The following is a 14,580-nucleotide window of genomic DNA, read 5'->3' on the forward strand; positions in this document are numbered from 1 at the left end:
AGGACCGCAGCTGTCCGCATCCGGTGGCAAGGTGGGCACCCTCAGCCCGACGACCGACGGAGCACCCCGATGAGCCGACACGTCCAGGTCACCTTCGACGCCCACGACCCGCGAGCGCTTTCGGCGTTCTGGCGCGAGGTGCTGGGCTACGTCCACCCCGCACCACCCGGCGTCGAGCTGCCCGAAGGCGCCGACCCCTTCGCCGCGTGGGACGAGTTCCTCGAGCGGGTCGGCGTGCCGGAAGAGCAGCGCACCAGCAGCTCCGCCGTCGAAGACCCCGACGGGCAGGGGCCGCGCCTGTTCTTCCAGCGGGTGCCGGAGGGCAAGACCGCGAAGAACCGGGTCCACCTCGACGTCCGGGCCGCGCCCGGCCTGCAGGGCGACGAGCGGATGGCGGCGCTCGAAGCGGAGTGCGCACGGCTGGTCGCCCTCGGCGCGGCCCGGGTCCGCCGCAGCGAACCCGCGCCGCCGCTCAGTGCCGGGTTCATCGTGCTGACCGACCCCGAAGGCAACGAGTTCTGCCTGGACTGAGCGGGTCAGGGTCCGTGTCAGCGCAGTGGCCGTCCGGTGTCAGGGCGGGAGGCGATCGTGGTTCTCGTGATCAGGTCATCGATCGCCCTCGCCACCACCGGACGCGTCACCGCCAGCGGGACGCCCGACACTTCGGAGAACACGATGCAGAAGCTCGACACCGCCGCCGTCGAGGCCCGGCCCGAACTGCAGCAGGCCGTCCAGGCGTTCGTCGACGCGGGATTCGCCGGGGCGCGGGTCCGCGTGCACGACGAACACGGCGACTGGACCGGGGGCGCCGGGGTCAGCGAGCTGGGCGGCACCGCCGAGCCGCCGGCGAACGGGCAGGCCTGGGCGGGCAGCGTCACCAAGACCTTCACCGCGACCCTGGTGCTGCAGCTGGTGGCCGAGGGCCGGCTCGGGCTGGACGACCCGGTGGCCGGGCACCTGCCCGAGCTCGGGCTGGACGCGCGGATCACGGTGCGGATGCTGCTGCAGCACACCAGCGGGCTGTACAACTACACCGGCGAACTCGGCGCCGACGGCGCGTTCGAGATGGGGCTGCCGTCCGTCGGCAAACCGTGGTGGACAACCGGTTCCACACCTACCACCCGGAAGAGCTCGTGCGGTTCGCGCTGGCCCGGCCGGCGCGGTTCGCACCGGGGACCGACCAGAGCTACTCCAACACGAACTACACGGTGGCCCTGCTCCTGATCGAGAAGATCACCGGCCGCTCCTACGCCGAGCAGGCGCAGCAGCGGATCCTGGGGCCGCTCGGCCTGTCGGGCACCGTGGTGTCGGCGACGTCGCCGCAGCTGCCCGGGCCGCACGCCCACGGCTACTACCGCTACCAGGACGCCGGCGAGTGGAAGGTGGTCGACGTCAGCCGCCAGAACCCGTCGCTGCTGGCCGGCGCCGGCCACCTCGTCTCGACGGCCGAGGACCTCGGCACCTTCATCTCGGCGCTCCTGGGCGGCCGTCTCCTGCCCGCCGGGCTGCTGGCCGAAATGCTGACGCCGCAGGGCAAACTCGGCCTCGGCCTGGGCATCTGGGTGCAGGACCTCGGCCACGGCACCATCGTCCACCACAACGGCAGCGCGCCGGGAGGCTACGGAGCGCTGATGATCGGCACGCCCGACGGCAGCAGGACCCTGACCGCCACCCTGACCACCGGGGAAAGCGACCCGGCCGGCGTGTTCCCCGCGGCGTTGGGCGGGCTCATCGGCGCGGTGTTCGGCTGAGCTGCCGGCCGGCGGGTCGTCCGACCGGGATGCCGCGGCGCGAAGCCTTGCCCGGCGCCCTCCACCGCCCGCACACTGTCGTCGTCGCTTCGGCACGGCAACGGGAGAGCGCCGATGACAGCGCACGGTCAGCCACCACTGTTCCCGTTCGACGAACCACCTTCGACCGATCCGGCCGCCGAGGCGCTCCGGCTGCTGCACACCGACCCGGTGCCCCTGGTCCGCTTGGCCGGCGGGCACCGGGTCCGGCTGGTCACCCGCTACGACGACGTCCAGCGCACGATGTCCGACCCCCGGATGAGCCGCGCCGCCCTGGCGACCCCGGACGCCCCCACCATCGTGCCCGGCCTGCAGTCGCCGGACATGATGCCGAACATGGACCCGCCCGACCACACGAGACTGCGTCGCCTGGTGGCCAAGGCGTTCACCGTCCGCAACGTGGAACTCCTGCGGCCGAGAGTGGAGGAGGTCGCGGCCGGGCTGGTGGACCGGATGCTGGCCGCCGGGCCGCCGGCGGACCTGGTCGGCGCGCTGGCCGAACCGCTGCCCGGCATCGTGATCTGCGAACTGCTCGGCATCGCCCGCGACGAGCGCGAACCCCTGCTCGCGTTCATCGAAGCCCTGTCCATCACGACCACGTTCGACCAGGAGGAATTCGCGGCGACCGGAGCGGTCGCCGCGTCGCACTTGCTCGGGCTGATCGAGCAGAAACGTCACCACCCGGGCGACGACCTGCTTTCCGGCCTGACCCAGGTGCACGACGAGGACGGCGATCGGCTCAGCGAAGCCGAGCTGCTGATCACCGTGATGCTGCTGATCGGCGCCGGCCACGAGACGACCATGGCGCAGCTGGCCAAGTCGGTGCTGTTGCTGTCCCGGCACCCGGACCAGTGGGAACGGCTGGTGGCGGAGCCGGATCTGGTGCCGAACGCGGTGGAGGAATGCTGCGGGTGGTCGCCCTGGGCCACGCCGGGCAGCCACGCATGGCGCGGGAGGCCGTGGACTTCTCCGGCCGGACCGTCGAAGCCGGCACCACGGTTTTCCCGGTCGTGAACGCGGCCAACCGGGACCCGGCCGTGTTCGCGGACCCGGACCGGTTCGATGTGGCTCGCGGCGAAGCGGCTCACCACCTGTCCTTCGGCCGCGGCCCGCATTTCTGCCTCGGCGCGCCGTTGGCCCGGATGGAACTGCAGGTGGCGTTGCGCGGCCTGGTGACGAGGATGCCCGGGCTGCGGGTGGCCGAGGGGGACGACGAGCTGGCCTGGCAGCCCGAGAGCCTGACCCGGGGACTCCGGCGGCTGCTGATCACGTGGTGACCGGGTGGAATTGCGTTGGTGCGCGCCTCATGATCGGGAACAATCGCCGGAATGGACATGCGCGCCCTTCTCGCCCGGATCGATCCGCTGGCCGCGCCGGCGCGCCGGCGGGTCCTCGCCGACACCGCACGCGCGCTGGCCGGTACCCCGGAGCTCGCCGCCCTGCTCGCGGAGCTGGCCGCCGTCCCCGGCATTCCCCGGGTCTGGGCCGCCACGATGGCCGTCGTCGCGGACGACGACACGCACCTGCGCCGCATCCTCGTCTCGGCCGACACCCGGGTCGCCGGTCTGGCGATGACCCACTGCGCCCACCGCGGCCGCCATCTCGACGTCCTGACCGCGGCACTCCCGACCGCGCCCCTCGCGTGGCGGCACACCCTCTACCGCGCCGTGCGCGCCACCGGCGCCACCACCTGGGCCGAAGCTCTCCTGCCCTCGGTGCGCGCCCGCTTCGGTGACCACGAGGCGGCCGCCGTGCTCCCCGCTTGCGAAGCCGGCACGGTGACGGCCTTGCTGCCGGAACTGGACTTCGCCGTGCCCAACCTCGCCGCGCTGGCCCGCCGGCACCCCGCCGTCGTGCTCGCGCACCTGCGGCGCCGGCTGGCCGTGGCCGGTGCCGCCGGCCGCAACGCCACCTGGGCGCGCTTCGGACCCGCGCTGAAGCAGCTGGTCCGGCACGACCCCGCCCAGCTCGTCGACCTGCTCGCGCACTCGGGACCGCCGACCGGGCTCCCGGCCGGCGCGAACCGCTGGCTGGCCACGGCGATCGCCGCCGATCCGGACCGGGTCGTCGCGATCCTCGCCGATCCCACGCGGCGCATCGGGTTCCAGCCGGGCCGAAGCACGGAACGGGCACTGCGGCGGGCATCGGACGAATCACTGACTTCGCTCGCGCGCACCTGGCTCACCGATGCGACACGGTTGGCGGCGTTGGTGCGCGCGCTTCCGCCCGGCCGGCGCGCCACCGTCCTGAGTGGCGCGTTGGGCGACCGCAACCTGCAGGAGGCCGGCCTGCCGATGACGGTGCTCGACGTCCTGCCGTGGCGGTCCCGGCACGAGCACGCCCGCCGGTTGCTCGCCACCCGCCCGGTGGCCGACGACCCCGACCTGCGCCGGCAGGCGACCGCCCGGCTGCCGTGGCCGGAAGCCGAACCGCTCCTGCGCGCCGCGACCGCCCGGCCGTCCGCCGCCGAGCGAGCTCTCGGCTACCCGCTTCTGATCGGCGCGGCGGCCGCGACCCGGGACCCGGACGTCGTCGCCGGCCTGCTGGCGTCGTTGCCCCGGCTGCCCAACGAACAGGACCCGGTCCGCCACGCCGCGCTCGCCGCCGTCGCCGCCATCCCGGGCTGGCTGCTGCGGTCGGCCGACCCGTCCGCCCTGGTGAAGCCGGCCACCGACGCCGTTCAGGCCAGGGACGCGTCGTGGGGTACCCGGCAAGCGGTCGGCACCACAGCCGTCACCCTCGTCCGCCAAGGCACGCTCACGGGGCAACCCGGCTTGGTCGAAAGCGGCCTGCGGATCTTGGAGCTGTCCGGCGGCCACGCGCACACCCTCACCCTGCACCGGCTCGACCAGTCCCTGCCCCGCGGCGCCGAGCACGTCGTGTGGGCGGCGCTGCGGCCGCGCATCGCCGCCGACGCCCGCGCCGGCCGCTACGACCTGGTCCTGTCGCTGGCCGCGGGACTGCACCGGCGGGCCTGGCCGATGGCCGACCTGCAGGCGGTCCTCGGCGAAGCGACCCGCGCGGCCGAGGACCACACGGTCCACCGGGCCCTCGAGCTGTGGCTGGCCCCGCCCGCGACCCGCGACGAACGCGTCGAGGCCGTGCTGCGGCGCGACTCCTCCACGATCACGGTGACCGCCGTGGCGAACGCGGTCGGCGGACGCCGGACCGACCTGCTCGACCGCGTCCTGGACCGGCCACCGCGGGGACGGTTCGCCACCCGCGGTGGCCGGCTGGTGCCGGCCTTCGGCGGGTCGGCGTGGCACTGGCTGCCGCGTCAGGTCGCCCGCTACGCCGAACTGCTGGCCGACCTCGCCACCGCGCCCCGCAAGCCGGTCTGGGAGCGGGTCTCCGCCGTGCAGCGGCTGGCCGGTCTGCCCGGCGCCCGCATCGAAGACGTGGAGCCGTTCCTGCAGGACGACGAAGTCGCCGTGGTCGAGGCCGCGCTGGCCGGGCTGGCCTGGGTCGATCGGCCCGGCGAGGCACTGGGCACGTTGCTCGGCCACGCCGACACCGACCGCGCCCGGGTCGCGGTGTACGCGGCCGGCCGGGCCGCCCGGACCGTCCCGCCCGCCGAATTGGGGGCCGCGCTCCGGCCGGTGCTGGCCGGCAAGAAGGTGACCTCGCGCAAGGAGGCGATCCGGCTGCTCGCCGAGCACCGCGTGCCGGGCGCGGCCGGCGAACTGGCCGCGCTGTGGGCGGACCCGGACCTGCACCGCGATCTCCGCCGCGCCATCGTGTCGGCCGCGCGCCGGCTGCTCGACGACGAACGCGCGTGGCAATGGCTCACCGAAGCGACCGCGATGGCCGCGGTGGCCACGGCGGTGACCGAAGCCGACCCGCTGACCATCGCCGAGCACCACCGCGCGCCGTACGGCGCGCTGGTGCGGACCGTGACGGCAAGCGCCGACTCGGACACCGCGCGGATCGGCTTGGCGGCGTGGCCCGCGTGGAGCGTCTGGGACCGCGCAGGACCCGCTGCGGTGGTCACCCTGATCGGCGACCTGACGAGCACCGCGACGTGGCGATACGCGCTCGACGCGCTGCTCACCGCGTGCGCGGTCACCGGTGACCCGGCACCGGTGCACGACGTGGTCACGACACTCGTCGAACAGGCCGGCGTGGCCGTCGCCGGGCGGGACCAGCCGGCGCGGCAACGGCTTCGCCTGTTCCTCGTCCGTTTCGCCGCCCGCCTGGACGCCGGTGGCGACGCGATGCGCGCGGCGGCGGAGCAGCTGTCGATGACGCTGGCGGAACGGGCGGAGTACCGGACGGACGCGCTCCTGCTCGCCGTCAGCGCCCTACCCCGCCGCGGCGACCTGCTGCCGGCCCTCCGCCGGATCGCTGCCCTCGCCGACCGTCCCACAGCGGCGTGGCAAGTGGCGGACCGGCTCGCGGCCTGGCTGGCCGGCCACGATCCCGGCCGCTCCGAGCTGTTCGACGCCGCGCAAGCCCTGACGGCGAGCCCGGCGGAGGCGTTGCTGGCAGCGAGTGTCGCGAGCCAAGCCGGCCCGCACGCCGGCTGGCCACGTCCGTGGCGCGAGCGGGTATCGGCACTGCGTGATCACCCTGACGCCGACGTCCGCGAACGCGCGTCGCACATCGTGCTCGCTCCCGAGTGACGAGCCCGTGCGGGATTACGCCGGGTTCTCCGCGACGGCGAGGTAGTCCGTGTAGATCTGCGGTGAGCCGGAGAACGAGGCCAGCTGCTTCCACTCCTCGTACATCTGCTTGGTGTCGCGGTGGGCGGCCGCGAACTCCGCGGCCTCGCCGGTGGCGATGTCGGGCTCGGGGTAGAAGACGTCCAGCGCCTCCAGGCTCGCGATCTCCATCATCATCACGTACTGGTCGAGGCGGTTGCCCCGCTCGCCCTTGAGCACGTGGAACCGCCAGTCCGGGTAGTCGTCGATCCGGTGGTGGTTCTCGGCGATGAAGCGGTCGAACACCTCCTCGGTCACCCCGGCGCGCAACGCCAGGTTGTGGATCCCGATGACCCGGGCGACGGGCTCCTCCCCCGGGCGGTCGCGGTAGCGGGGGCCGGGCGTGACCGTGCTCCGCGGATTGTCGGCCAGCAGCCGGTAGTCGGTGAACAAGGTCGGCAGCTCAGCGAACGTGCCCAGCCGCCGCCACCGCGCCAGCACCGCCTCCGCCTCCGGGTGCCGCGCCCAGAACTGCCGCGCCGAGTCGGTCTGCTCGCCCCGGGCCGTGACGTAGCGGTCGCGCTGCTCGGCGCTGTCGATCTCGTACAACATCAGGTACTGCCCGGTCCGCTCTCCGCGCAACCCGCGCAGCAGAGTCCACCGCCACCCCGGGTACAAGGGCAGGTGAACGCCTTCGCCGCGCACGAAGGTCTCGAACTCCTCCGGCGTCACCCCCGCCTCGGTGTCGATGGCGATGTACTGGAAGGTGAACACCGACGAGCGTCCCATTTCACGTCCAATCCTCGGGCCGGGAACGGGATCGCGCGTCCGGCAGGCACGACTCCCCTGCACCACATCCTGCCCGCTCCAGAGCAACGGTGCGCTTCCGGTCGACAGCCCTACCGGGATGGATCCGAAACAGGCGCCGGTTGGTCGTTCCGAGTCGCCCGATCACGCAGGAGCGCGGCGGCCCGCGCCGACCATTCGTGGTGTTCCTGCTCGAACCGCCGGCCGCGCAAGCACGTCAGGTAGGGCCCGATCGGAGATCCGTGGCGCAGGTAGGTTTCCTCGTCGAGATCCCCGCGCAACCGCCGCAGGATCTTGTCGAGGAGCTCCACTTTGGCCGCGGCTGCCGCGGCGCGGTGCTCCAGTTGCGCGATCACCGGTGCCGCGTCGACGTGGTCGACGGCCTGGACCTTGACCAGCAGGTCGTCGCGGATGAACGACGGCTTGCCCACGGCGGCGGCGAAGTCCGCCAGCTCGGCGAGGCCGGCGTCGGTGACCAGGAACAGCCGCTTGGTGGGCCGGGTTCGCTGGACCACTTCCCGGCCGCTGATCAACCCGTCCTTCTCGAGCTTGGCCAGCTCCAGGTAGAGCTGCTGCGGCCGGGCGTACCAGAAGTTGGCGACGCCCACGTCGAACGCCTTGGCCAGCTCGTAGCCGCTGTACTCGCCGGACAGCAACGCCGCGAGCACAGCATGCCGCAGACTCACCGGCGCCTCTCTTCCTCGTCGACATGGGGGCGAGCCCATCATAGCCATGGTTATGATTAGTCATTATTATGACTAGGAGGACGTGTGACAGTCAGCGGCCCGTACCTGCGCTACGTCGCCTTGGGTGACAGCCAAACCGAGGGCGTCGGCGACGGTGACGACACCGCGGGCCTTCGAGGATGGGCCGACCGGCTCGCCGAACGCCTCACCGCCGACAACCCCGATCTCCAGTACGCCAACCTCGCCGTCCGTGGCCGCCGCGCGGACGAAGTCCGGTCCGAGCAACTGGAGCCGGCTCTGGCCCTGCGCCCCGACCTGGCCACCGTCGTCGCCGGCGTCAACGACCTGCTGCGGCTCCGGGTCGAGACCGCCACGGTGGCCGCTCACCTGGAAGCGATGTTCGCCGCGCTCACCGACGCCGGAGCCCGCGTGGCGACGCTGACCTTTCCCGACATCACCAGGGTCATCCCCCTCGCCCGACCGGTTCGCTCCCGCATCCTCGACATCAACGACCGGATCCGCGCCGCGGCCGCCCGGCACGGAGTCGCCGTCGCGGAGATCGCCCGGCACCCCTCCGTCGCCGACCGCCGGTTCTGGAGCGAGGACCGGTTGCACTGCAGTCCCCTGGGGCACCAGCTGATCGCCGACGCGGTCGCGCACGCCCTGCGGGTGCCGGGCAGCGACGATTCCTGGAACGAACCGGCGCCATCGTTGCCCACCCCACCGTCAACCCCGGGGCGCGCCACCGCCGAACTGCGTTGGGCAGCCACCTTTCTCGGCCCCTGGCTCGGCAGGCGTCTGCGCGGCCAGTCTTCCGGGGACCAGCGCACGGCGAAACACCCTCAACTGCACCGCATCGAGGCACCGCGGAGTTGAGTCTTACCGGCGAGCGATCTGGAAGGTGAAATCGAGCCGGCGCCATTCGCCGTCGACGGCCCGGCCATCGGGCGTCGGGCCGGTTCGGGGTTCGAAGTTCACGACGAGGTCGTCCTTGACGCCGAATACGGCGTCGGAATCGAGGTACTTGCCGCCCGCGACGAAGAGCTGGGTGATCAGGCGCCGGCAGCCCTCGGCCGCGATCATGAAGTGCAGGTGCGGGGCGCGGTAGGGGTGCCGTTCGGTCGCGGCCAGCATCGCGCCGACCGGGCCGTCGGCCGGGATGGGGTAGTCCGAAGGCAGGATCGACCAGAACCGCAGGCGGCCGGCCCGGTCGGTGCGGAGCCGTCCGCGGAGGACCGGCCCGTCGAGGTCGGGCAGTTGCACGTCGTAGAATCCGTCCTCATTGGACTGCCAGACGTCCACGACCGCTTCCGCCACGGGCTCGTCGTCCGTGTCGGTGATCAGCACGTCCACCCACAGCGGGGTGCCGGGCATCCCCGCGGCGATGTCGGCGCCCTGTTCCAGTTCGGGTGGGCCGTCGACGTAGAAGGGACCGAGCACCGCGGACGGGGTGGTGTCGGGGGTGCGGGAGTTGGTGAGGACGTCGACGACGCTGGACAGGCCGAGCGTGTCCGACAGCAGCACGAACTCCTGCCGGGTGGCATCGCAGAGCTGCCCGGTGCGGGTCAGGAACTCGATGCCGTACTGCCATTCGTCCTGGGTCAGGTCGTTGTCGATCGCGAAGGCGTGCAACCGCGGAACCAGGTCCTGCAGCAGCGCGCGCAGCCGCGGATCGGGGGTGCCGGCGAAGGTCGACACGACCTGGGCGGTGAGCCGGTCCAGCACCGACGTGCCGGTGGGCTCGGGACGCTCACCGGCCCAGGCCCGGCGCAGCAACCGCGCGACGCCGTCCCGGGTCGGCTCGGCGGGATTCGGGTACGGGGCGGCGGTGGCGAGTCCGGCCGCGCGGTCGAGGTCCGACTCGGCCAAGCCGAGGTCCCGCAGTGACGTCGGCCCGCCGGCCTCGACGACCAGGTCGTACACGGCCGCCGGGGCGTCGGTGGCGCCGAGCGCGTCGGCGATGCGGCGCATCGCCTCGGGTGCCGCGGCGGCGTTGTAGGCCATGACGTGCGGGAGCACGACGGCGTGCGTCGGAGCGTGGGGAAGGCCGAAGCTGCCGCCGAGGGTGTGGCAGAGCTTGTGGTGCAGGCCCATGCCGACCGCGCCGAGGCAGGTTCCGGCGAGCCAGGCGCCCTGCAACAGTTCGGTCCGCGCTTCGACGCTGTCTTCGGCGAGCCCGCGGAGTCCGCGTGCCAGCCGCCCGATGGCGTCGAGCGCCATTCCGTCGATGACGGGGTTGGCGTCGGGCGAGTAGAGCGCCTCCACGGCGTGCGCGAGCGCGTTCACGCCACTGGTCACCGCGATCGGGACGGGCAGTCCCCGGGAAAGCTCGACATCGTAGATCACGGTCTCGGGCAGGATGTCCGGCGATGAGCGCGTCGTTTTGACCCCGTCCGCCGTCTCGCCCAGGACCGGGGTGACCTCCGATCCGGCGTAGGTGGTCGGCAGGATCACCTGGTCGACCCCGGTGCGGACGGCGAGGGCCTTGGCCAGCCCGGTCGTCGAACCGCCGCCGACCGCCACCACGCAGTCCGCTCCGGCCTCCCGGAGCAGCGCGAGGGCCTGCTCGGTGACCGCCACCGGGGTGTGCATGGCGGCGCCGTCGAAGCGGCCCGCGGCGAGTGGGCCGAGGACCTTCTCGACCCGGTCGCCCGGTTCCGCCAGGTCCGGGCCGGCCAGGACGATCGCCCGGGACCGGCCGAGCCGTTCGACCTCGGCACGGACCTGCTCGAGGGTGCCGGGCCCGAAGACGATGCGTGCGGGCCGAGCCGTGTAGGTGAACATTCTCCGGGCCTCCTCAGGCGCGGTCGAGCAGGCGGGCGAGTGCCTCGGTGAGCGCTTTTTCCGGATCGGCGGGCAGTTCGTGGGCCCGCCAGCCGACGTGGGCGTCCGGCCGGACGAGCACGCACCCGGATTCGGTGACCTCGCGCAGCCGCGACCAGTCGTCGTAGACGTCGGTGTACTCGCGGCCGGGGCCGATCACGTGCGCCTCGATGTCGACACCGAGCGACCGGGCGGCGCCGGTGGCGGCCTCCGCCCAGGCCTGCCCGGAGATGCCGGTGAGCACGGCGAACCGGCCCTTGCCGGCGATGTCGTGGGTGCTGACCCGGTGCCCGCCGTGGCCGAGCCAGCAGTGCGGCAGGCGCGCCCCCGGCCAGGTGGTCGGGTGGTAGTACAGCTCGGGATCGCGGGTGAACTCCGGCTCGGGCGTGTCGTCGCCCACCACCGCGCGGGAGACGTACCGCTGGCCGAGTTCGACACCGTGGGCGTTGAACTCGTAGTCCTTCAGCTCCAAGGCCTCCCGCAGCGCGGCCCGCTGCGCGGCCGCCTCCGGGGTGTCCTCGGTCCGGGCCCGCATGTTCGCGATCTGCTCGGCCGGGTCGTCGGTCGCGGTGAACCCGAGGGCGTCGAAGATCGGGCCGAACTCCTCGATGGACTTGTTGGCCCGCACCACGATCTGCTTGCCGACCGGGGCGCGCTCGGCGTCGTAGCTGTCGAGCAGCCCCTCCCCCGCCTTGCCGGACAGCACCGCGGCGAGCTTCCAGGCGAGGTTGTAGGAGTCCTGGATGGACGTGTTGGAGCCCAGGCCGTTCGACGGCGGGTGCCGGTGCACGGCGTCACCCGCGCAGAACACGCGCCCCGTCCGGTACCTGGTGGCGTACATCTTGTTGTTGCCCCACAACGAGGTGGAGCGGATGGTGACCGGGATGGTGTCGTCGCCGACCAGGTCGTGCACGATCTTGGTGGCCATGGCGTCGTCGACCCGCGGGGGCGGCCGGCTGATGTCGTAGCCCCAGACGACGAGCCACTCGTCCCACGGCCGGACCATGCGCACCAGGCCCATCCCGATGCCGCCGATGTCCGACCCCGGCTGCAGCACCCAGTACAGCACGCTCGGCCGGTGCTCGACGTACTTCGTCAGGTCGGCGTGGAAGACGATGTTCATGCTCCCCGCGAGATCCATCTGTCCTTCGAAGGGGAGCCCGATGTCGCGGGCGACCTGGCTGCGGCCGCCGTCGGCGCCGATCACGTACTTGGCGCGGATCGGGTAGGTCTGACCGGACAGCCTGTCCCGCACGGTGACGGTGACGCCGTCGTCGTCCTGCTCCAGCGACAGGTACTCGGTGTCGAACCGGATCCGGCTGCCGCGCTCCGCGGCGTGCCCGATCAGGATCGGCTCGAGCAGGGTCTGCGGGAGGTCGCAGTTCTCGGACGGGCTGGCCAGCGTGTAGTCGGCCTTGCGGGCCGGGTGCGTCCCCCAGGTCCGGACCCGGCCGATCTCGTCGCCGGCGAGGCTGGTGCAGAAGACCGTGTCGCCCATCAGCCCGGCGGGCGTGCCCTGCGCCTTGACGTCGGCTTCGATGCCCATGTCGCGCAGGATTTCCACGGTGCGCTGGTTGGTGATGTGCGCGCGCGGGGTGTTGGCCGTCCACCGGTACTTGGTGATCACCAGGTGGTCCACGCCGTAGGTGGCGAGGAACAGCGCGGCCGAGGCGCCCGCCGGCCCGCTGCCGATGACCAGGACGTCCGTGGTGACTTCGCCGGGGTTGTCAGGGTTGTCGCTCACGCTGCCTCACCTCTGGGTCCGCATCGACCGGTGGAACGAGTATGCGAACCGGCCGGCCATACGTCCAATACGAAGTCACCGTCGCTGATATAGCCTCAGAATATGGATCTGCGCGCGCTGGAGTGCTTCGTGGCCGTCGCCGAGGAAGGCTCGGTCAGTCGTGCGGCCGCAGCACTGCACATGACCCAGCCTCCGCTGAGCGTGCGGCTCCAGACGCTGGAACGCGAACTCGGGGTGCCCCTGCTGATCCGCCACGGCCGCGGAGTCGAGCTGACGGCCGCGGGCCGGGCGCTGGCGGAACGCGCTCGCCGCCTGCTTTCCGAGCTCCACACCACGACCGAAATGGTGCGCACCATCGGCCTCGGCACCCGGGGTCGGCTGACCGTCGCCGTCGGCCACACCGTCTCGCCCCGGCTGCTGCCCCACCTGATCGGCGGCACCGTGCTCGGACCCGGCGTCGACCTCGTCCTCACCGAAGACTCCGATTCCGACGTGGTCGAGCGGGTCCACCGCCGCGACGCGCACGCCGGCCTGCTCCACCTCGAACCCGGCGGCCCCGGCCGGACCCGCCACGCGGCGAGCCGGGCCCGGGCGCTGGAAGTCGCGGTGGTGGCCCGCGAGCCACTCGTCGCGGTACTGGCCCGGACGCATCCCGCCGCCGGCCAGGAACGCATCGACCTGGCCGAGCTGGGCGGCGAACGGGTGGTGGTCACGGCCGAGGCCGCAGCGGGGCTCGCCGCCCACATCCGCGCCGCCTGGGCCGGCACCGGGCATTCGTCCGACGCCCGCCGCGATGCGACCTCGGTCATGCACGCGCTCGCCCTCGTGGAGGCCGGCGCCGGCGTGACCCTGCTGCCCGCCCAGTACAGCTCGATGCTCTGGCCGGGTTTGATCGCGCGACCGTTGCGCCGGCACACCGCCGTCGTCGAAACCGCCGTCTGCTGGCGCCCCGACGAGGACTCGCCGGTCCTGCGCCGCTTCCTCCGGACGGCCCTGTCCACCCCCGAACCCGACATGCTGGGCCCGGAGCACGCCAGGCACGGCTGGGCGCCGCCCACCGGCGATCCGCAGGACGCGCTCTAGCCGGAGGTCGTGGGCACGTCGATCTATTCGAAGTGTGCCAACAGAGCCGGGTCGTCGATCGCATCCCGGCCGGCAACCTGCGGCGGCCGCGCTTTCGGGTCAGAGGAAGGCCACGCCGGCGGTGCTCCGCAAAGTCACCGCGGGCACGTGGAACCGCGACCTCCCGACGCTGGCTCGCTCCTACGCAACCGCCGGAGCGCTCGAAGCGGAAGCCATGGTCGTCGGTATCACCACGAAGAACCCCGAAAAGCGGCGGGCACGAGAAGGACACGTTCCCCGGCTGGGGCCCATGATGCCGATGAACGTCGTCAAGGTCGCTGTGTCCGGGATCGGCGGGCCGGACGACATCTTGTCCTCGCTGACGTCGGCGTGGACGCCGTCTTGGCCGCCGGTCACCCGAAACCGGCGACGACCCGGTGGCCGTGGTGCACTCCCTCGTCGCGGCCGCGACCCGGCGGTGGAGCTGATGGCCACATAGCACGCATCCTGAGCTGTGAGCTGCAGGTTGTAGCGGACGGCGCATGCCGGGCGACTGCGAGGTATGGATATCGAGTTGGCGGACGCGGTGGCATCGGTGCGGGACGAGTTGCTGGAGGCCGCGGCGCGAGGAGCGGGTGCGGATGTGGAGTTCGCGGTGGGGCCGATCGAGCTGGAGTTCGGGGTGGAGCTGCGCCAAGACGCCAAGGTGAAGACAGGCTTCAAGGCATGGGTTGTATCAGGGGATTTCGAGGCGGGAATCGCCCGTGGCCGGATACACAAGGTGAAGCTGACGCTGACGCCACGATCGTCGGGCGGTGGTGATCTGTTGGTGGCGGGCGACTCTGAGCGAGCCGCGGGGCCGGGTGATGTGTCGGGCACTCGAGGACGTTGAGCGGTGGAGGATGGCGGTGGAGTGGAATCGAGTCGCGGCCGTTACCGGACCAGGCGGCCCGGGGTCGGGGTACGTGGTCGGGCCCCGATTGGTGCTGACCTCGGCGCACGTGGTGGCCGCGGCGGACTCAGCGGTG

At 72.6% G+C, this 14,580-nt stretch carries 13 protein-coding genes; 9 read left to right on the top strand and 4 right to left on the bottom strand.

Annotated features, from left to right (window positions below):
• Positions 1–69 precede the first annotated feature (69 nt).
• The 6 genes from ACWDN5_RS11005 to ACWDN5_RS11030 all read left to right on the top strand — a co-directional run bounded on the left by ACWDN5_RS11005 (position 70) and on the right by ACWDN5_RS11030 (position 6,412).
• On the top strand, positions 70–531 hold the full coding sequence (locus tag ACWDN5_RS11005; protein ID WP_310971867.1) for a VOC family protein: 462 nt from the start codon (positions 70–72) through the stop codon (positions 529–531).
• 66 nt (positions 532–597) lie between these two features.
• On the top strand, positions 598–1,224 hold the full coding sequence (locus tag ACWDN5_RS11010) for a serine hydrolase domain-containing protein (protein WP_449676037.1): 627 nt from the start codon (positions 598–600) through the stop codon (positions 1,222–1,224).
• Positions 1,134–1,751 (top strand): serine hydrolase domain-containing protein, encoded by a 618-nt coding sequence (locus ACWDN5_RS11015; protein ID WP_449676069.1) that lies wholly within the window; start codon positions 1,134–1,136, stop codon positions 1,749–1,751. Before ACWDN5_RS11010 ends, ACWDN5_RS11015 begins: the two co-directional genes overlap by 91 nt.
• Before the next feature lie 114 nt (positions 1,752–1,865).
• Positions 1,866–2,804: a cytochrome P450 gene (locus tag ACWDN5_RS11020; RefSeq protein ID WP_449676038.1), complete on the top strand. Its 939-nt coding sequence runs from the start codon at positions 1,866–1,868 to the stop codon at positions 2,802–2,804.
• A complete protein-coding gene (locus tag ACWDN5_RS11025; protein WP_449676039.1) occupies positions 2,735–3,067 on the top strand; it encodes a cytochrome P450 in 333 nt (110 codons plus the stop codon). Before ACWDN5_RS11020 ends, ACWDN5_RS11025 begins: the two co-directional genes overlap by 70 nt.
• Before the next feature lie 51 nt (positions 3,068–3,118).
• A complete protein-coding gene (locus ACWDN5_RS11030) occupies positions 3,119–6,412 on the top strand; it encodes a hypothetical protein (RefSeq protein WP_449676040.1) in 3,294 nt (1,097 codons plus the stop codon).
• Between the two features lie 15 nt (positions 6,413–6,427).
• Here the strand turns inward: ACWDN5_RS11030 and ACWDN5_RS11035 are convergent, their stop codons facing one another.
• A complete protein-coding gene (locus tag ACWDN5_RS11035) occupies positions 6,428–7,219 on the bottom strand; it encodes a hypothetical protein (protein WP_449676042.1) in 792 nt (263 codons plus the stop codon).
• Positions 7,220–7,329: 110 nt separating this feature from the next.
• Positions 7,330–7,923: a PadR family transcriptional regulator gene (locus ACWDN5_RS11040; protein WP_310971863.1), complete on the bottom strand. Its 594-nt coding sequence runs from the start codon at positions 7,921–7,923 to the stop codon at positions 7,330–7,332.
• Between the two features lie 84 nt (positions 7,924–8,007).
• Between ACWDN5_RS11040 and ACWDN5_RS11045 the strand changes: the two genes are divergently transcribed.
• On the top strand, positions 8,008–8,799 hold the full coding sequence (locus ACWDN5_RS11045) for an SGNH/GDSL hydrolase family protein (protein ID WP_449676043.1): 792 nt from the start codon (positions 8,008–8,010) through the stop codon (positions 8,797–8,799).
• Between the two features lie 3 nt (positions 8,800–8,802).
• Here ACWDN5_RS11045 and ACWDN5_RS11050 read toward each other — a convergent pair whose 3' ends face one another.
• Together ACWDN5_RS11050 and ACWDN5_RS11055 are read right to left on the bottom strand one after the other, a co-directional pair.
• The gene (locus ACWDN5_RS11050) at positions 8,803–10,707 is read right to left on the bottom strand and encodes a maleylacetate reductase and hydroxyquinol 1,2-dioxygenase domain-containing protein (RefSeq protein WP_449676044.1); all 1,905 of its coding nucleotides are present in this window, start codon (positions 10,705–10,707) and stop codon (positions 8,803–8,805) included.
• 13 nt (positions 10,708–10,720) lie between these two features.
• Complete coding sequence (locus tag ACWDN5_RS11055; protein ID WP_449676046.1) at positions 10,721–12,490, bottom strand: FAD-dependent monooxygenase; 1,770 nt, start codon at positions 12,488–12,490, stop codon at positions 10,721–10,723.
• Positions 12,491–12,592: 102 nt separating this feature from the next.
• Here ACWDN5_RS11055 and ACWDN5_RS11060 point away from each other — a divergent pair, with 102 nt between their 5' ends.
• Together ACWDN5_RS11060 and ACWDN5_RS11065 are read left to right on the top strand one after the other, a co-directional pair.
• Positions 12,593–13,573, top strand: a complete 981-nt coding sequence (locus tag ACWDN5_RS11060) for a LysR family transcriptional regulator (protein WP_449676047.1) — start codon at positions 12,593–12,595, stop codon at positions 13,571–13,573.
• A gap of 541 nt (positions 13,574–14,114) precedes the next feature.
• Complete coding sequence (locus ACWDN5_RS11065; RefSeq protein ID WP_449676048.1) at positions 14,115–14,444, top strand: trypco2 family protein; 330 nt, start codon at positions 14,115–14,117, stop codon at positions 14,442–14,444.
• The last annotated feature ends 136 nt before the right edge of the window (positions 14,445–14,580 follow it).

The sequence above is a fragment of the Amycolatopsis sp. NPDC003731 genome (assembly GCF_053586895.1).